Origin of the sequence: Streptomyces sp. NPDC089915 (genome assembly GCF_040684675.1) — a bacterium.
GTDB lineage: Bacteria > Actinomycetota > Actinomycetes > Streptomycetales > Streptomycetaceae > Streptomyces.
Window position 1 is genome coordinate 1 of the sequence record NZ_JBFBGN010000140.1, and the last position, 16,838, is coordinate 16,838.

The 16,838-nt window shown below is 73.2% G+C and carries 16 protein-coding genes; 6 read left to right on the plus strand and 10 right to left on the minus strand.

Going from position 1 to position 16,838, the window contains the following annotated elements; genetic code table 11:
• Positions 1 to 88: 88 nt before the first annotated feature.
• Both AB0O29_RS29165 and AB0O29_RS29170 read right to left on the minus strand, forming a co-directional pair.
• Positions 89 to 1,378: a serine hydrolase domain-containing protein gene (locus tag AB0O29_RS29165; protein ID WP_365157240.1), complete on the minus strand. Its 1,290-nt coding sequence runs from the start codon at positions 1,376 to 1,378 to the stop codon at positions 89 to 91.
• A 105-nt stretch (positions 1,379 to 1,483) separates the two neighbouring features.
• A complete protein-coding gene (locus tag AB0O29_RS29170; RefSeq protein WP_365157243.1) occupies positions 1,484 to 2,377 on the minus strand; it encodes a YihY/virulence factor BrkB family protein in 894 nt (297 codons plus the stop codon).
• Positions 2,378 to 2,556: 179 nt separating this feature from the next.
• Here AB0O29_RS29170 and AB0O29_RS29175 point away from each other — a divergent pair, with 179 nt between their 5' ends.
• On the plus strand, positions 2,557 to 3,177 hold the full coding sequence (locus tag AB0O29_RS29175) for a VanZ family protein (RefSeq protein ID WP_365157246.1): 621 nt from the start codon (positions 2,557 to 2,559) through the stop codon (positions 3,175 to 3,177).
• Between the two features lie 26 nt (positions 3,178 to 3,203).
• Here AB0O29_RS29175 and AB0O29_RS29180 read toward each other — a convergent pair whose 3' ends face one another.
• Entirely contained in the window at positions 3,204 to 5,156 is a 1,953-nt protein-coding gene (locus AB0O29_RS29180; protein ID WP_365157249.1) for an NAD-binding lipoprotein, read from the minus strand.
• 597 nt (positions 5,157 to 5,753) lie between these two features.
• Complete coding sequence (locus AB0O29_RS29185; protein ID WP_365157251.1) at positions 5,754 to 7,250, minus strand: serine hydrolase domain-containing protein; 1,497 nt, start codon at positions 7,248 to 7,250, stop codon at positions 5,754 to 5,756.
• Positions 7,251 to 7,497: 247 nt separating this feature from the next.
• On the opposite strand from AB0O29_RS29185, the gene AB0O29_RS29190 reads away from it, so the two are divergent.
• Entirely contained in the window at positions 7,498 to 7,947 is a 450-nt protein-coding gene (locus tag AB0O29_RS29190; RefSeq protein WP_365157254.1) for an SRPBCC family protein, read from the plus strand.
• Between the two features lie 160 nt (positions 7,948 to 8,107).
• Positions 8,108 to 8,623: a hypothetical protein gene (locus AB0O29_RS29195; RefSeq protein WP_365157257.1), complete on the plus strand. Its 516-nt coding sequence runs from the start codon at positions 8,108 to 8,110 to the stop codon at positions 8,621 to 8,623.
• A gap of 108 nt (positions 8,624 to 8,731) precedes the next feature.
• Here the strand turns inward: AB0O29_RS29195 and AB0O29_RS29200 are convergent, their stop codons facing one another.
• A complete protein-coding gene (locus AB0O29_RS29200) occupies positions 8,732 to 9,649 on the minus strand; it encodes a LysR family transcriptional regulator (protein ID WP_365157260.1) in 918 nt (305 codons plus the stop codon).
• A 71-nt stretch (positions 9,650 to 9,720) separates the two neighbouring features.
• Here AB0O29_RS29200 and AB0O29_RS29205 point away from each other — a divergent pair, with 71 nt between their 5' ends.
• A complete protein-coding gene (locus AB0O29_RS29205) occupies positions 9,721 to 10,371 on the plus strand; it encodes a maleylpyruvate isomerase family mycothiol-dependent enzyme (RefSeq protein ID WP_365157263.1) in 651 nt (216 codons plus the stop codon).
• Between the two features lie 48 nt (positions 10,372 to 10,419).
• On the opposite strand, the gene AB0O29_RS29210 is transcribed toward AB0O29_RS29205, so the two are convergent.
• The 5 genes from AB0O29_RS29210 to AB0O29_RS29230 all read right to left on the minus strand — a co-directional run bounded on the left by AB0O29_RS29210 (position 10,420) and on the right by AB0O29_RS29230 (position 14,922).
• Complete coding sequence (locus AB0O29_RS29210) at positions 10,420 to 11,658, minus strand: GNAT family N-acetyltransferase (protein WP_365157266.1); 1,239 nt, start codon at positions 11,656 to 11,658, stop codon at positions 10,420 to 10,422.
• 252 nt (positions 11,659 to 11,910) lie between these two features.
• Entirely contained in the window at positions 11,911 to 12,729 is an 819-nt protein-coding gene (locus AB0O29_RS29215; protein WP_365157269.1) for a hypothetical protein, read from the minus strand.
• Positions 12,730 to 12,897: 168 nt separating this feature from the next.
• Positions 12,898 to 13,455, minus strand: coding sequence for an EF-hand domain-containing protein (locus tag AB0O29_RS29220; protein WP_365157272.1), 558 nt, complete (start codon positions 13,453 to 13,455; stop codon positions 12,898 to 12,900).
• An 82-nt stretch (positions 13,456 to 13,537) separates the two neighbouring features.
• Positions 13,538 to 14,335 carry a hypothetical protein gene (locus AB0O29_RS29225; protein WP_365157274.1) on the minus strand — a complete coding sequence of 266 codons (798 nt, stop codon included), beginning with the start codon at positions 14,333 to 14,335 and terminating at the stop codon, positions 13,538 to 13,540.
• A gap of 113 nt (positions 14,336 to 14,448) precedes the next feature.
• Positions 14,449 to 14,922: a hypothetical protein gene (locus tag AB0O29_RS29230; RefSeq protein ID WP_365157277.1), complete on the minus strand. Its 474-nt coding sequence runs from the start codon at positions 14,920 to 14,922 to the stop codon at positions 14,449 to 14,451.
• A gap of 179 nt (positions 14,923 to 15,101) precedes the next feature.
• Between AB0O29_RS29230 and AB0O29_RS29235 the strand changes: the two genes are divergently transcribed.
• A complete protein-coding gene (locus tag AB0O29_RS29235; protein ID WP_365157280.1) occupies positions 15,102 to 15,986 on the plus strand; it encodes a hypothetical protein in 885 nt (294 codons plus the stop codon).
• 10 nt (positions 15,987 to 15,996) lie between these two features.
• Positions 15,997 to 16,838 (plus strand): hypothetical protein (locus AB0O29_RS29240; protein WP_365157283.1); only part of this gene is annotated, 842 nt, incomplete at its 3' end.

A 16,838-nucleotide genomic window follows, 5' to 3' on the forward strand; every position in this document is an offset into this window, starting at 1 on the left:
CTACGACAAACGAGCCCGCCACTACCAAGCCCTGGTCACCCTCGCCTGCCTGCGACTATGGCTCCCCACCTGACATTGCGGACAGGCCCTAGGACGAGGGTGAGGACGACGGCGAGGGCGTCATGTCCTTCTGGGCGGACGCCGGCAGGTTGTACACGTGCTCGGGGGTCAGGACGCTGGTCAGCGCCTGGCCGAAGACCGTGCTCGGCTCCTCCTGCTGCCCGTACGGGATGTCGGTGTTGAGCAGGACCACCATGGTCGCCTGCTGCTCGGGCAGGTACATGGTGAGGGACTGGTAGCCCGGCAGCGAACCGTTGTGGCCGATCCAGCCCTGCACGTCGAAGATGCCCAGGCCGTAGCCCGCGCCCGGGATGCTGGTGGGCGGGGTCTCGAGGCGCTGCTTCTGCATCTCGGGGCTGACCATCCGTGTGCCGTCGGGGAAGACTCCGGTGGCCAGGGTCTTCGCCCAGATCCGCAGGTCGTGCAGGTCGGAGATCATCGCCCCCGCGGCCCAGCCCCAGGAGGGGTTCCAGTCGGTGGCGTCCTCGGTCTTCCCCGACGCCGTCTGCTGCGTGTAGCCCTGGGCGTGCGGGGTGGGGAAGGAGGCGTCGTCGGGGAAGCTGGTGCGGTTCATTCCGGCGGGGCGCAGGACGTGGTCGCGGATGTAGGCGGGGAGCGGCTGCCCGGACTGCTTCTCGACCACCAGGCCGAGCAGGATCAGGTTGGTGTTGGAGTAGTTGAACTCCGCGTTCGGTGCGAAGATCACCGGCTTGGGCGCCTTGAAGGCGTAGTCCAGCAGTTCCCGGGGGGCGAAGTGGCGCGTCGGGTCGGTGGTGAGCGCCTTGTAGAAGGGCTCCGTCGCCGTGTAGCTGAGCAGGCCGCTGCGCATGCCCGCGAGTTCCCTGAGGGTCACCTTGTCGCCGTTGGGGACGCCCGCGATGTACTTGCCGATGGGGTCGTCCAGGCCCAGCTTCCCCTGCTGGGCGAGCTGGAGCACCGCCGTCACGGTGAATGTCTTGGTCTCACTTCCGATGCGCGAGTACAGGTTCGTCGCCATCGGCTTCTTCGTCGCCTTGTCGGCGATGCCGAAGGCCCGCGTGTACTCGCCCTTTCCGGGTGCGGATATCCCGACGATGACGCCCGGGACACCGGTCTTCTTCAGCACGTCCTGGACGGCCCGGTCCAGCCTCGCGGCCGTGGCGGCGTCGAGTGCGGGGAAGCCGCCCGCCGGGGAGGGCGCCGCCGAGGCGGTCGGCTGGGGGGCGGGCTGCGGTCCGCTGGCAAGGGCGCTGGTCGCCGGGAGGGCGAGGAGGCCCGCGGTGGCGAGCCCCACGCAGGTCTTCCGGTACCGGCGCTGTCGGTTTTCTGCACGGCTCACGGCTGCCTCCTACCCGACCGGGACGTGGCGTCCTTCCCAGGTTAGGCAGGGGCCGTGTCCACCCGCACGGCGGAACGGAGGGCGGACCCGGCCGCCCCGCCCCGCCTACCCGGCCCGGTGGACGAGGACGGCGTTGAACTGGGCGCCGGCGAGGAGGGCCAGGTTGGTGACCCACAGCCACACGAGGAAGACGATGCTCCCGGCCAGTGAGCCGTACAGCCGGTCGTAGGTGCCCGACTCGGCGTAGAGGGTGAACAGGCCCGAGGCGCCGAGCCACAGGAGTGCCGCCAGCACCCCGCCGGGCAGGCAGCGACGCGCTCCGCGGGCGGGGCGGGGGCCGGTGCGGTAGAGGACGAGGATCAGGGCCGTGACGATCAGGAGCAGGACCGGCCACCGCAGGAGGGTCAGCGCGTCGCCGCCGGCGTGACCGGTGGCCGCGGCGAGCCGGCGGACCACGGGGCCGGTGGCGACGAGGCAGGCGGCCGCCGTCACCAGCAGGGCCAGCAGCGCCGCGGCGGTCAGGGCCAGGACGTGTGCCGAGCGCAGGGGCGGGCGGGTGTCGGGCAGCCGGTGCATGGTGTGCAGGGCGCGGCGGAAGACCGCCAGGTAGCTGGAGGCCGACCACAGGGCGCTCAGGACCGCGCCGCCGATCAGGAGACAGGGGGAGGACGGGCCCGAGGTCAGGCCGTCCAACGCCTCCCGCAGTACCTGGGCCGACTGGGGAGGGGCGTACGAGGTGAGGTCGAGGATCAGGCGCTCGCGGGTGCCCGCGCCGGCGAGCCCGACGAGGGAGACGCACACGAGGAGCGCGGGGACCAGGGCGAGGACCGCGTAGTAGGTGAGCGCCGCCGCCTGGTCGGCGACGTTGTCGTCCCAGAGCCGTACGGCGGTGCGGCGCAGGGCCTCGGCGGTCCGTCCGACCGGGGTCTGGCGTGCGGGGGTCTGGTGTGCGGGGGCGCGTCGGTTCGCGTCGAGGGGGTTCAGGGTGTTCGGTGCCACGGGCCGCTCTTGCCCCGGATGTGCGGCGCCATGCGCGGTGGGGGCTCCCCATGGGGCGGATGCCCCGTCAGTTCGAGTTGTCCCGGGTGTGGTTGTCGCCGGGTGGGGGGTGCGTCAGCCCCTTGCGGCGGGGTACACGCGCCTGCACGGTACGGAGCCCGTCACGGAGGGAGCGGTCGATGGACGTGCGCGGGAGGCTCGCCGCGGTGCGCCGGGCGAAGTGGAGGCGGCGGACCGAGAGGGTGGGGACGGTGCGGGAGAACCCCCGCGTCGTCCGGCCGCCCGCGCGGCCCGCGCTGCGGGCGGTGGCGATGCTGGCCGCCTTCGCCGGGACGGTGCTGTTCAGCCTGGTCCTGGCACACGTCACCCTGGAGCCCTCGGCGGCCTCGGTCGGGCTGGTGCACAGCAACACCCGCCCGGGCGCCTCCATCGGCCCGTACCTCGACGGCGCATCCGTCAGGGAGGCCTTCGTGCAGCTCGGCGGGAACGCCCTGCTCGGTGTTCCCTTCGGGGTGCTGCTCCCGGTCCTCCTCCCGCAGGCCCGCGGGCTGCTGAGGGTGGCGGTGGTGACGGCGGTGGTGATGACGCTCGTCGAACTGATCCAGGGCGCCCTGGTCGCCGGGCGCGCCTTCGACGTGGACGACGTCATCCTCAACACGGCCGGAGCGCTGCTCGGTTACCTCCTCCTGGGCCGCCGGATGGGCAGGGCCGTCCATCCGCGCCGCCGCCACTGGTGGCACCGCCTGACCCGCCGCGGCGGGTCCCCCGTGAGGGAGGTGGGGCCGACGGCTGGTGACTGACGCCCGGCCCGCGCGGCCCGGTCGGGTCACCAGGCGCCGTCGGGGACCTCGTCCCGTCCCGGGGGCCGGGGCGGGAGTCCGTCGGTGCGGGCTCCGGGGACTGTGCGGCCGCGTTCGCGGGGCGGGGCGGCCCCGGTGGCCGGGGCGAGCACGATCAACGCGTCCTCGGGGCCGAAGGCCAGCCGCTCCCGCTTGTCGGGGTTCAGCCGCACCCCGTACGAGGGGCCCTGCGCGGCGGCCTCGTGGAGCCGGTAGCCGATGACGCAGTGCCCCTGGCGGCGGCCGGACTCGACGACGGTGGCGAACGCGACGGGGCGGCCGGGGCGGACGTATCCCGTCGCGGGCCTCAGGTGGAGGGTGTCGCCGTCGGCCGAGAACAGGCTGTCGAAGACGGCGGCGAGGTGCCGGTTCTCCGCGATCTGCGTCATCAGGAGGCTGATGAGCCGGCCGCCGACGATGAAGTCCGCGCCCTCCCGGGCGGGCGCCAGCAGCCGGTTCCGGTCGTCCGTCATCTCGGTCACGACGGCCAGTTCACGGCCGGCGGCCTCCTCCAGCGCGCGCAGGTGGAGCAGGGTCACCAGGGTCCTGTCGTCACCGGTCAGCGCCCCGGGCGCGGTGTCCCGGACGTCGTATCCGAGGACGACGGCCCGGTCGAAGGACAGGACGTCCAGCTCGTCCAGGACGCGCGGATCGGTGATGTCCCCGCTGCGGACGTCGACGCGCATCCGCCGGCCCACCGCCAGGGCGCAGCGGTCGGCCTCGCGGAGGAGCTCCGAGCCCTCCGCGATGACGGTGAGCAGGGATCCCGGCGGGGCGCACGCGTCGAGCTGTTCCATGATGAGCGGGGCGCGGCGGTTCCAGCCGAGCAGCAGGAAGCGTTCGGCCGGCCGGGGCGTGCCGGGCGGCGCGACGATCGCCGCCTCGTCCACGGCGGGCGGCTCGGCGGCCGGGGTCGCGGTGTCGTCGTCCGCAGTGATCAGGACGATCCGGTCGCCGTCGCCGAGGACGCTGTCGGCGGCGGGGTTGAGCTCGACGCGCGCCCCGCCGCAGCGCAGGATCCCGATGACGCTGGAGGTGTCGTACGCGAGGAGCAGTTCGCCGAACGTGCGTCCCGTCAGGGAGGGTTCCGCCGCGGTGTAGATCTCGTCGCCCTCGAAGTCGAGCAACTCCCGGTGGACTAGGGAGAGTCCGGGCTCGCAGGAGGTCTGGGCGATGAGCCGGGCGGTCACGTCCTCGATGTCCAGTACCCGGCCGCGGCTGCCCGCGGCGAGCTGCGCGGCGCGTCGGTGGCGGCCGTCGCGGACCGCCGCGACCACGGCGGGGCCGCCCCCTTCGCGCACGGCCGCCTCCACGGCCAGCAGCGTCTTGACGACGTGGGCGTCGCCGTCCTCGCCCTCGTGGGTGAGGACCAGGACGGCGCGGGCCGACGCGGGGCTGACGAGGGAGACGACGGCGGGGTCGGTGGTGACGCCGCTGCGGCAGATCAGCCGCGTGCGGCCGAGCCGGCCGACGGCGGTGGCGATCTCGTCCTCCATCTCGGCCTTGTCCTTGGGGCCGAGCACGGCGATGACGGCCCGGCGCCGGTTGGAGTTGGCCTCGACCAGTTCGGAGATGATCGGGAACACCTGGTCGGACCAGCCGAGCAGCACCGTGTGCCCCGCCTCCAGGACGGTGGAACGGCCGCGGCGCAGGTCCAGGACCTTGTCGTTGAGCCCGTTGGTGATGAGACCGACGAGCGTGGAGACGAACAGCAGGGCGACGAGGGCCAGCAGGACGGACATGAACACGTACAGCGGGCTTCCGACGGCACCGCCGATCTTCAGTGTCTGGCCCACGCTGACCCACACGGCCACGACCTGTTCCGACCAGGTGGTGGGTCCGCCCCGTCTCGCCCACACCAGGGCCGCGCTGGCCGGGACCACGATGGCCAGGCACAAGAGCGTGAGCCAGCCGATCAGTACGGCTGTCCCACGGGCCACGATGGTGTCGAACCAGTAGCGCACGCGCGGCCAGGCGGGGCCCGCACGTCGGGTAGTGGTCGTCCTGCGTCCCGTCAACCGGAGTTCCTCGCTCGGCTGGGATCCCGGGTGTGGACGCTGAGCTGCGTTCTGCCCGGCATCGGCGGTTTTGTACGGTCTCCAGGTTAGTGAGGGGGACACGTACCCGGGCGGTACCGCCGCGAACTCCGCCCTACGCGTGACGATTCGCCCCTGCATTCGCCCCGCGATCTCGGTGTTGGACAGGCCGCGCCCCACCTGGACCAGCACCTCGCGCTCCCGCACGCTGAGCCGGGCCAGCCGCTCGTCATGCTCGGACCGCACCCCGCGGGCGCCGCCGCGGCCGTCGGGGAGGTGCGGGCGGAGGCTGACCAGCAGGCCCCGGGTGATCCGCGGAGAGACCACCGCGTCCCCGGCGGCGTCTGGACGCCGTGCTGCGCGAAGGGTGGGACGGGTGGGACGGCCGGAACGGCCCGGCCGAGGCGAACTCGGCACCCACCGACCGGACACCGGCCGCTGACCGGCCGTTCCGCTCCCGAAGGGCGGGGGTTGCGGAAGGGTGGGTGCGGGCAGCCCGGTCTACCGCCCGGCCCGCTCTTCCACCCTGCCGGGCGCGTCCGGGGTGATCTTGGGGCCGCAGCGCATCCCGATGTAGACGCAGCCCGTGCCGTCCTGGAGCGTGGAGAAGATCACGGGCATGTAGCCCTCGCTGAACGCCGCGCCCACCCCCGTACCGGCGAACACCGTCTCGGTCACCGCCACGAGGTCGATCTCCAGGGGCGGGGAGAAGTCCCTCATGCCGTTGACGAACTCGTACCGCAGGTGCCACGCCCCGCCCCGTTCGGTCACGGTGATGACCACGCCCTCGCGCCGGTAGGTGCCGACGAGCGGAGCGAAGTCGACGGCGGGCGGCCGGGCCGACGGGGCGAACGGCTGCGGCATCGTCACACCGGCCAGCTCGGCGAGGAGTTCCCGGTACAGCGCCGCGTACAGTTCGCGCGCACCGCCGCCGTTGGTGAGGAGCGCGATCGCGACGCCCGCCGAAGGCACGACGCGCAGGTAGCCGTACTGCCCGATGGACGCGCCGTCGTGCCCGTAGCCCTGGATTCCGTCCCAGTCGTACAGCGTCCAGCCGAGACCCCAGCCGTCGGCGCTGACCGTCCACTTGTCGGGCGAGTCCACGACCCTGCGCTGCATCAGCGCGACCGTCTCCTCGGAAAGCACGCGCGTGCCGTCCTGGGCCAGGCCGCCGGAAAGGTGCATCCGCGCGAACCGGGCGAGGTCCCCGGCCGAGGCGATGACCCGGCCGTACGGGCCCGCGGAGCGCGGCATGAGGTCCCAGGAGGGTGCCGGGTCCGGGTCCTGGCCCGCCGCGCCCAGGTGGCCCATCGCCGCCCGGTACCGCAGTGCCTCCTCGGGCAGCGTCATGGTGTGCGTGACCCCGAGCGGGGTCAGGAGCAGGTCCTTGAGCGCCTCGTCCCAGACCTTGCCGGTCAACACCTCGACGATCCTGCCGAGCACGTTGTGACCGACGCTGCTGTACGAGACCGCGGTACCGGGCGGGCAGTCAAGGGCCACGTCCTTCGCGGCCCGCACGTACTCGGCGAGGCAGTCGTCGCCCCGTCCGCCGTCATACGTGAAGTCGCACGTGAGACCGCTGGTGTGGCTGAGGAGTTGGCGCGTGGTGATCGTCCGGGTGGCTTCGGGGTCGGCGACGGAGAACTCCGGCAGGACGTCCACGACCGGGGCGTCCAGGGCGAGTCGGCCCGACTCGGCGAGCCGCATGATCAGGGCGGCGGTGTAGAGCTTGGCTATCGAGCCCATCTGGAAGACCGAGTCGGTCGTCGCCTCCACGCCCGTTCCGCGGTGCAGCACACCGCTGGCCAGTTCATGGACGGTCCCGTCGACGAGGACCGCGAGCGACGCGGCCGGGACGTGGTGCTCGGCACGCAGTGCGTCGAGGCGGGCCTGCCAGCGGGCGAGGTCGGGCTTCCGGCCGGCCGTATTCCCGCTCTCCCCCGCGCCGTTGGCGCTCCGGTTCCCCGCCGCGTCCTGCCCCGCCACGTACTTCGACATACCCGCCCCCACTTCGATGCGTACAGCGTTCCTTGTTGCGAACACTGTACGCATCGAGGACTGGGGGGCGCAAGACGGGGCGCTCACCCGGCCGCATGAGGTCCGCCCGCCTCACCGGACGCCGTGCATGCCGCGCCCGGGGGCGGGTAGCCGAGCCCCGACAGGGTCCTGAGGGCGGCGGAGGCCGGCGGCACCCGTGCGCGGCGGCGGCCGGGCCGGCGCCCGCGACGACACGGAAGGGTTGGGCATGTCACACGTCGAGGAGTACGTCGAGGTCAACGTCCCCGTACGCACGGCCTACAACCAGTGGACTCAGTTCGAGGACTTCCCCGCCTTCATGGAAGGGGTCGAACGCATCGAGCAGCGCACGGACACGCTCACCCACTGGGTGACGAACGTGAACGGCGTCCAGCGCGAGTTCGACGCGCGGATCACCGAGCAGCTGCCGGACCGGCGGGTGGCGTGGATGACGGTGGACGGCGAGGCACGTCAGGCCGGGCTGGTCACCTTCCAGCCGATCGACGCGTACACCACCAAGGTCGTCCTGCACATGAACTGGGTGCCCGAGGGACTGGCCGAGACCGCCGCCGACAAGCTCGGATTCGTGCGGCGCCAGGTCGCCGGAGACCTGAAGCGGTTCAAGCTGTTCATCGAGGGGCGCGGCGTCGAGACGGGCGGCTGGCGGGGCGAGGTCTGACGCACGGCGCCGCTCCCGGGCCCGGACCGCCTCGGCCACAGGGCGGCCTCTGGCCCGTGGCGGTGTGTGCGCTGCGACTCCGGGGTAATGGCCCATGGCAGGGGCTCAGTTGGGAACGCGGACGCTACGGTGTGCCGATACCGCCACGGGGGTGGGGGCTATGAGGGGTGTGAAGGCCGCCGCTCGGGCGGCGACCGTGGTCATCGCCACCTGGCTCGGGCTGTGCGTGCTGATGGTGCTGGTGGGATTCCTGCTGCCGGGCCCCCGGCCCCACGGCCCCCTCTGGTCCGCCGCCTTGACGCTGTGGCTGCTCTCGCTGCTCCTCGGGCCGCTGGTCGCCTGCGTGGCGTTGCGTCGGTGGATCGCCGGCAGCCGGCCCGCAAGTCCGGTTGAACAGCCTCCTCCGGCGCCGTACGCACAAGCCCGGCAGGACTTGCCGCAACTCGGCGGAGCCACGCGGCGGACCGACACGCCACCACCACCGCCTCCGCCGACCGACGAGCAGAGACGATCCCGGGCCCCACGGGCCACGGAGGACCCGGACGCCGAGGTCCGGCGACGGGCCCAAGCGGAAGCCGAGCGCAAGCGCGCGGCGGCCGAGCGGGCGCGCAGCGAGGAAGCTCGACGACGGGCCGCCCGCAACCGCCGGATCCGCCAACGGGGCGGGCGGTACTGACAGGACCCGCGGGCCGGTTGAGAGGGACCCCGGCCCGGCCGACTCCGACCTTGACGCTCCGTGTACGGAGGCCAGCCCCCTCCCGTGGGGTCTCGCGGACGCCGCCGGCTACGGGGCGGCGGGCGTCGGCAGGGCGTCGCGCATGCGGTCGAGGAGCTCCCGGGCCGCAGGGCTCGCGGGTCCGTTGGCCGGCCAGGCGAGGACGATACGGGCGCGGATCCCGGGTCGGACGATCGGCAGGCTGCGCAGGGGGCCGGTATGGCCCGATCCCTCCTCGCCGAGGGGCAGTACGGCGACGCCCAGCCCTCGTGCGGCGAGCCGTACCAGCACGTGCGGGGCCGCCGCCTCGAAGGCGACCCGGGGTCTGAACCCCGCCCTCGCGCAGGCGCGTTCGAGCGAGGCCCGTACTCCGGTGCCCCGCGGCAGGCAGATCAGCGGGCGGTCTCGCAGATCGGCCAGGGGGACGTCGACGCGCCCGGCGGGGGTGAGCAGGGGGTGGCCCGGGGCGACGGCCGCGCCGAGCGGGACGTCGATGACCGTCCGGTGGGCGAGGCCGGGCGGAGGCTCTTCTCCGGTGGGTCCCAGGAGGGCGATGTCGATCTCGCCGGCCAGCAGCGCGGCCTGCATCCGCTCGGACGTGTCCTCGGTCAGCGCGATCTCCAGGGCGGGATGGGTGTCGTGGAAGTCCGCGAGGAACGAGGCGACGTCGAAGACGTGACCGGTTCCGCCGGAGACCAGCCCGAGCGTGACCCGGCCGCGCAGCAGTCCGGCGTGCTCGTCCACGGCGTTGCGCACCGCGGCCGCGGCCGCCAACGCGGCCCGTGCGTAGGGCAGTACGGAACGGCCCACCTCGGTCAGGGTCACCGATCGGCTGGACCGCTCGAGGAGCGGCTGTCCGAGTTCCTTCTCCAACTGGCGGATCTGCGCGCTGAGTCCAGGCTGGGAGAGATGGAGCCGGGCGGCGGCGCGGGTGAATCCGCCCTCTTCGACGACGGTGACGAAGTACCGCAACTGGCGAAGCTCCATAACCACCGATTCTAGATCACAGAACATCCATCTATTGGACATATGACCGGGCCGGCACCAGGGTTGGCCCCATGGGGAAAGCGACAGCCAAGAGGTATCCGGACGACGAGGTCAGGGCGTTGATCGCGGCGGAACGGCAGGAGCTGGCCGATCTGCTCGACGGCCTCCGGCCCGCCCGGTGGGACGAGCCGAGCCTGTGCGCGGGGTGGCGGATCCGCGAGGTCGCGGCGCACATGTCGATGGGGTTCCGCCTGTCCCTGCCCGCGATGGCCGGCGAGTTGGTCAGGGCCCGGGGCAACCTGCACCGCATGACCGACCGCGTGGCGCGAAGGGACGCCGCCGCCCGCTCCACGGTGGAACTCGCCGCGTTCCTGCGGGAGGGCGCCCATCACCCCTGGACCCCGCCGGTCGGGGGGCTCCAGGCCGCGCTCGGCCACGACGTGGTGCACGGCCTGGACATCACGGTCGCCCTCGGACACGAGCGTCGTGTCCCCGAGGACCGGCTGCGGGTGGTGCTCGACGGTATCCGGCCCAGCGGTGTGCGCTTCTTCGGCGCCGACCTCGGCGGAGTACGGCTGTGCGCCGACGACCTGGACTGGTCGTACGGGTCGGGGCTCCCCCTGTACGGCGCCGGCCAGGACCTCCTCCTGCTGGCGTTCGGCCGGAGGCTTCCGCCCGGCCGGCTCCGGGGCGAGGCGAGCAGCCGCTTCACCACCGTCTGAACGCCGGCCCCACACCCCCGGCCCCGCACCCGGCGACGGACCACCCGGTCAGAACCAGTGCAGGCAGTGCGGGGAGCGTTCGGTCCGGAACAGGGCGTCGGCGAGGGCGGATGCCCCCGGGTGGTGGGCCTTTATGTGCCCGGCGCGCACGAGGGTGCTCGGGGCGGTGCCGCCCAGGTAGACCGAGGCCAGGTCGCTCACGTCCAGGGACAGGTCGGGCTCCCGGTCCGTCGGGACGCATTCGGCCTTGCCGTCCCGGACGGTCAGCAGGTGGCGGCCGCGCTCGCCGAGGAACCGGTCCTCGACGTCGAGGACGATCTCGCCGTCCGCGAACCAGCCGCGCGCGGTCAGCGCCCCCGGGACGTCCAGCAGCCGCACCCAGAGCCAGTCGCCGGCCCCCGCCACCTCGCCGCCCCGGAAGTCCTCGAACTGCCAGCGCAGCGGGTGGTCGGTCGGAATGTGCTTGAAGGAGACCTCGTTGACGAGGTCGTGCTCGAGCAGGAACCGGGCCAGGGCCGTGTGGACGGCGTCGTCGGCGGTGATGATCTCGTCGACCTTCATCGTCCTCGACGCTCCGGGCTCGATCGTGTAACTCGCGTACCCGTCCGGGACTCCGTCGGCGTCCCGGTGGACGGCGACGTACCGGGGCGCGGGGGCGATCGGGGGCTGCCCGGCGCGCAGGGACCACCAGCGGTGCGGGCGGGACAGGGCGCCGGGCTGTGCGCGGCGGTAGCCGTCGTAGACCGTCTCCAGGGCCTCTCGGCAGTCGCTGCTCCGCTCCACCTTGATCGAACCGCCGGCCGTTCCCGTGACGGGTTCGCCGTTCGCCGCGCGCGCCCGGGGAACGGCGAGGGCCGCACGGTGGCGCGGCACCGTCAGCCGCGCCGTGTACGTCGCCGGTCCGTAGCCGTACCTGCGGTAGATCAGCGCCTCGGAGGCCAGCAGCACGGAGAGGAACTCCCCTCGGGCGCGCAGCTCGGTGAGCTGATGCCGCATCAGCGCGGTGAGCACGCCCTGGCGCCGGTGGGAGGGCAGGACGCCGACGGCGGTCACCCCGGAGACGGGGACGAGGCCCTCACCGGGCAGGGTGAGCTCGAAGGAGTACGCGCCGGCGGTGCCGACGGGATCGCCGTCCTCGGTCACGGCGAACAGGCACCGGTCCATTTCGAGCGCCGACCACCAGTGCCCGCCGCCGTCGACCGGGGGGTCCGGGTAGAACCCGAACGCGGCGAGCATCGTGTCGACGAAGCCGTCGAAGTCCTGGTCGGTGGTGTTACGGATCTCCATGTACGCCGCTGCCTTCCCCGGATACCGACACCACCCCTCGCGGCGCCCCGCCACAGTGCAACGCCGGCCCGCGGCCGGGTCAACCGAATTACGGCGAGGCGGGTCCGGGAGGGCCCGCGTCTGATCGGGTGGGTCACCCGGCCCTGCTCGTAACGCCGTTGATGATGTGTGCCGTCCTGGGCCACTCCCTCGGACCTGGCACCCGCGCCGCGCCGGCGCCCGGACCTGGACCGTCCGGGCGGCCCCCCGGGCCTACTGCCGGCGGGGGGACGTGCCCCCGTCCGAGGAGGACGAGGACGAGGCCTCCAGGATGGTTTCGACCTCCGGCGTGGCCCGCCTCGACCGGCCCGCCCGGATGCGCCGCTCGTGCTGGGCGCCGCCGACGCGCCCCTGGGGGAAGTCCTTGAGGAACTCGGGTGCCTCGTGGTGCGGGTTGGCCTGCCGCCGCAGGGCGCTGCGGATGTGCTTGATGGATCCCGGCTCGCGGACCGCCTCGGCGTTCGCGATCCCCATGAGCATCGCCGCCGCGCGGCACTGGTCGTCGCTCAGCCCCTCGATCTCCTCCTCGCTCAGCTCCCGTCCCTTGAGCGCCTCGACGAGGGGGCCGAAGTGCTCGGCGTCGAGGGTGGGGATCAGGCCGATGAACTGGTCTTCTTCCTCACGGACATAGCGGCCGTCGGTGTTCTGGGTCCCCGGGTACTGGCCCTGGTTGGTGGTGACGTACGGCGCCCCGCCGTTCCCCTTGCGGTCGTTGAAGGGGCCGAAGGGCGTTTCGTGCGTGCTGAACTCCTCCGCCCGCCGGGCGCCGCCGCGTGCGAGGTCGCGCTCCGCCCAGCGGTCCTTGCGGGCCTGGGCCCTCTCCCGGTCCTCGTCGGTGACCCTCTGCACGTAGGCGGTGGCGGCCGCGTTCCCTCCCGTGCCCTGCACCGCCCGGAGGGCCGCCTGCGTGACCTGGTGCTTCCCGAGGAAGGGGGTGGCCGCGTCAACGCCCTGTGCCTGTGTCTCCGGGGTCCGCGGCGGCACGGCCTTGTGTTCCCGCCCGCCGTGCTCCTTCTTCCGGTCGAAGCCCATGCGTCCGCCGCCGCTCCCTCTCGTGGGCCGGCAGCCGGGCGTCGCACCCGCTCCCGAACCCGCTCCCGAACCGTTCCGCCAGTCCCGTTCGACGCTAGGCGTACAGGGGGCGTCCGTACATGTCCGCGAGGGCAGTCCTACGGCCCTTCGGGGCCGGGTCGGTGGTGGTCAGCGCCCGGTTTCGGGCCGCCCCATCCACCAGTTGCCCGGGGCGGCGGGGTCGGTGCTGGACCAGTACTCGACCACGGCGGACTCGAACTCGGCCGGGTCGAGGGCACCGTCGCCGTCGCGGTCCAGGTGGGCGAACGCCGTGTCCAGGTCCGCCTGCCCGATCCCCGGGAAGTGGCTGCGCTGGAAGGCGTCGAACTCGCTCCTGCTGACCCGGCCGTCGCCATCGACGTCGGCGATGTCGAAGAACGCCCGGGCGAGCGCGCCGACGGTGGTCGCCGCGGCCTCGGGGTCGGCGGCCAGGGTGAGGGTGCCGGTGACGAACTCCGGCTTGGTCAGGCGGCCGTCGGCCCCGCCGACGTACGGGGCGTGCAGGTCGCGCCAGACCGCCACGTAGGCGTCGATCATGCGGGTGTGCTCGGCCGAACCGCGGGCGTACCCGAGCTGGTCGGCGGCCCGGTCGCCCATGATGACGTGGTCGGCCTCGGTGAGGGCCCCGTCGCCGTCGGCGTCCAGCAGGTCGAAACCGCGGCTGATCTTCTCGCGCAGGATGTCCATGGCGGTGAACGTAGCGCGGGAGCGGCGGGCCCGGGAGCCGGTCGTGGTGGTGGCCCCACGATCGGGCGACAGCGTGGAACGGTCAGTAGAACACCGTCCCCGTCGCGGCCGCGGTGCCGGTGAGGCGGAGCATTCGGCCCCCGTCACTGATGTCGGTGGTGCCGGCCTTCCCGTCGGCGGACCACTTCAGCACGCCCTTCCAGTCGCAGTCGTGCTCCTTCGCCTTGACGGTGAGCGTGAACCAGGCCATCTCCTGCTCGGTGACGACGAAGGGGAAGCCTGTGACCGGGCTCGCTCGAGGGTCGACCGCCATGTCCCCGGAGGCCGGCACGATCTCCGTGACCGGGGAGTCGAGGTCGACCTTGATCTCCTTGGAGCTCACCCCGCCGCCGCCTCGGACACGGAACCACGGCCCGGCCAGGGCGGGGCGGCAGCGTTTCTCGATGTGCAGACTGTCGATGGTGATCGCTTTGGGGGTCGAGCTCTGCAGGCTGAAGGTGATCACCTGCTTCCAGGCCGGTACGGCCTCGCCGACCCTCTGCCAGCCCCTGATGACTGCGCTGATCTCTTCCCCGGCGCCCTCCGGCAGGATCTTCCCCGGTGCGATCCACCCGTCCGTCGCGCCCTGGAACGCAACCTGACGTGCCACCAGTTGCAGGTCGGTGGCCTTTTGGGCGGGCTCCTCCCGGCCGATCCCGAAGAGGCGCTTCACCCCGTCCTCCACCGGTACGGTGACCGCCGCCACGACCACCGCGGTTAGTACCGCCCCGGCGGCCGCGAGCGCCTTGCCGCGAGACCTGCGGCCGTGGCGGGTTCTGCCGTCGTGTCCCGGCGACGGGCCCGGTTCCGGATCGCCGCCGGGGGCTGGGGAAGAGGCCATGGCCGGCAGTGCAGGGACCGGGCGGACCCCGCACCCCGGGCTCGCCCGTGCGGGTCGGCCGCAGACCCCCCGCTCGGCCCACCCCGGCGCCCGACCGCGGAATCGACGGGGCGTCAGGATGGGGAATCGGCCCGCTCCCGCGTCAGGTAGCCGCCCGGAGGGCAACCGTCGTCAGGGTCCCGCGTCGGGCACATGCTCGGGTCCGTCGGATCGCCGAAGTCCCCGTAGAGGTAGACCTGCACGCCGCACGCCGGATCCCCGTCGAAGGAGAGCCGAAGGTGATGGCCGCGTGTGACGGTCTCGTCGGGGTCCATGGGGCCGTCGCCGGCGTAGAAGGCCCAGCGGCCGTTGGACAGCGTCCCGCGACGGGCGCAGCCGGTCATCGCCTCGACCACGTCGAATCCCGTTCCGGAGAAGGTGTGGTCTCCCGAGAAGGTCAGAGACGTCCCGGCGGGGCTGCTCCACGTCCCCGTCAGTCGTTCCTGCGGAATCTCCGCCGCGTGGATCGCAGCCGCATACCCACAGGATGTCGTGAGCACCATCCCGGTCACCGAGAGAACGATCGCACGCCATCCGCGCATGTCCACAGACCTCTCCCCAAAGAGTTGGGTGTCCGGCCCCTCGGCCGCACGCCCTTATTTGAACACGCTCAAAACCGCTGACCTGCCCCGGGTACCCGTACGTTGGCGGCGCCACCCTGCCGACCGGCGATGATTGACGCGTACGGGCCGGTCGACGGGGCCGGCGGGTTCTCGGGGGTGGGGCAGTGATCGAGGTCGGGCAGGAGGGCGCGTTCAGCGTGAACTGTGTTGGCGTGGAGCGCCGGCCGTTCCCGTTGAGCTTCAGCGTCGGCGAGGCCGGGGGCCTGTGGCGGGTGAGCGCCGGGGCGGCCCAGGCGGGCGAGTTGGCCGATCTGCTCGTGGCCGCGGCGAACGGCGCGGTGGCGGTGGTGTCGCTGGAGACCAACTCCTATCTGGATGAGGACTGGCAGGCTCTGCCGCCTTCGCTGATCGCGGCCGACCTCGGCGTGCCCTGCACGGTCCACCCCCTCGGGCCCTGGGCGTCCGGCACGAACGGGCTCGCCGAGGAGTTCCTGGTGATGGAGCGCGGCCTCCTCCCCCGCTTCCTCGACGGCACTTGGTCTCCGTACGAGCTGGCTCTGATCGACGTGCCCGAGGACGTGAGCGCGGAGCAGCTCGACGAGCTCGCCCTCGTGCTCGGCACGACCGGCTTCGACGAGCCGCTCCTGAGCCGCCTGGGAGCCTCGCGGGTCTGGTTCTCGGGCCACGACGACTGCTACGTGCTGCTGGAGACCCGCGACCCCGCCCTGCCGGCCGCCGTGCTGGCGCGCCTGCTGGCCCTGCTGGCCGGCTCCGCCCTCGCCGAGCTCGCGGAGGGGCCCGTCTCGCGTGTGCCGGAGCCCGGGCCCTGGCTGCCCGAGCAGCTGATCGCCACCGCACCGCACTGGATCGGAGCCCTCGACGAGGTCACCGAGGATCTGGTCGCCGTCAAGCTGGCCGCCCTGCCGGAGCCGTGGCGGCTGAACGTCTCGTTCCCCCGGCACGCCGACCTCATCGCGACGCTCGACGTACCCCGTGGCACCTGGCGGATCACGTCCCCGCGGCGAGATGACCGGGAGGGGACGGTCTAGGATCCGCGGCATGGACGAACGGGGGGCCGGGCCGGTGGCCTGGCACGTGCTGGAAGGGGTGCCTGCGGGCCGGGAGGAGATACCGGGGCTGCTGCGCGGACTGGTGACGGTCGGACAACGCCAGAAGTCCTGGCTCCGGTTGGAGGACGCGCTCGGCTGGCGGAGGGACACCCCGCTCTTCGCGCACGCCGTCGCACACCTCCTCGTCCTGCTCCCGCGGCTCGACGACCGCCGGCTGGCGCAGGTGCTCGACTTCCTCGCCCGGCGCGGCCACGGCGCCTGCGGCAGTTCGGTCGGCGTGCACCGCGGGGCGTACGAGCTGTTCACGAACCTCTGGCCGCACATGCTGCCCCTGATCTCGCACCGGGCGAAGGACGTACGGACCGGTGCGGCCTGGGTCCTGCGCTCGGTCCGCTGCGCGGAGCCGGCCGCGTTGGAAGCGCTGCGGCGGCGTGCCGCCGTGGAGGACGATCCGACGGCGCTCGTGTCCCAACTCCTCGCGCTCGGTGAGCTGTCGGATGACCGGCGGTGGCTGCTGCCCTGGCTGGACCACGGGCAGCCGCTGGTCGCCCTGGCCGCCGCGCGGGGCGTGCTGGCACCGGGCGGCACGGACCTCGCGAACATCCCGGACACCGCGCACGGCGCTGCGGGCCGTGCGGTCGCCCGCGGGCTCGCGGCCGTCGCCGGAACGGCCCGGCTGCCGGACGTACCGTGGTGGCCCCTCGGCTACCACCCGGCCGAACACTTCGCGGAGCGGTCGGCGCCGTACCCGCACGAGTCCGCGGCACTGATCACGGCGGCGGCCGGTCACCGGCACACGCACCTGCGCCGTGCGGCCGTCCTCGCCGCCGG

Excerpts from the sequence above, each read along its gene's own strand:
- AB0O29_RS29175 (WP_365157246.1), top strand. The coding sequence starts at position 2,557 with ATGGACGTGCGCGGGAGGCTCGCCGCGGTGCGCCGGGCGAAGTGGAGG.
- AB0O29_RS29185 (WP_365157251.1), bottom strand. The coding sequence starts at position 7,250 with ATGTCGAAGTACGTGGCGGGGCAGGACGCGGCGGGGAACCGGAGCGCC.
- AB0O29_RS29190 (WP_365157254.1), top strand. The coding sequence starts at position 7,498 with ATGTCACACGTCGAGGAGTACGTCGAGGTCAACGTCCCCGTACGCACG.
- AB0O29_RS29195 (WP_365157257.1), top strand. The coding sequence starts at position 8,108 with ATGAGGGGTGTGAAGGCCGCCGCTCGGGCGGCGACCGTGGTCATCGCC.
- AB0O29_RS29200 (WP_365157260.1), bottom strand. The coding sequence starts at position 9,649 with ATGGAGCTTCGCCAGTTGCGGTACTTCGTCACCGTCGTCGAAGAGGGC.
- AB0O29_RS29205 (WP_365157263.1), top strand. The coding sequence starts at position 9,721 with ATGGGGAAAGCGACAGCCAAGAGGTATCCGGACGACGAGGTCAGGGCG.
- AB0O29_RS29210 (WP_365157266.1), bottom strand. The coding sequence starts at position 11,658 with ATGGAGATCCGTAACACCACCGACCAGGACTTCGACGGCTTCGTCGAC.
- AB0O29_RS29215 (WP_365157269.1), bottom strand. The coding sequence starts at position 12,729 with ATGGGCTTCGACCGGAAGAAGGAGCACGGCGGGCGGGAACACAAGGCC.
- AB0O29_RS29220 (WP_365157272.1), bottom strand. The coding sequence starts at position 13,455 with ATGGACATCCTGCGCGAGAAGATCAGCCGCGGTTTCGACCTGCTGGAC.
- AB0O29_RS29225 (WP_365157274.1), bottom strand. The coding sequence starts at position 14,335 with ATGGCCTCTTCCCCAGCCCCCGGCGGCGATCCGGAACCGGGCCCGTCG.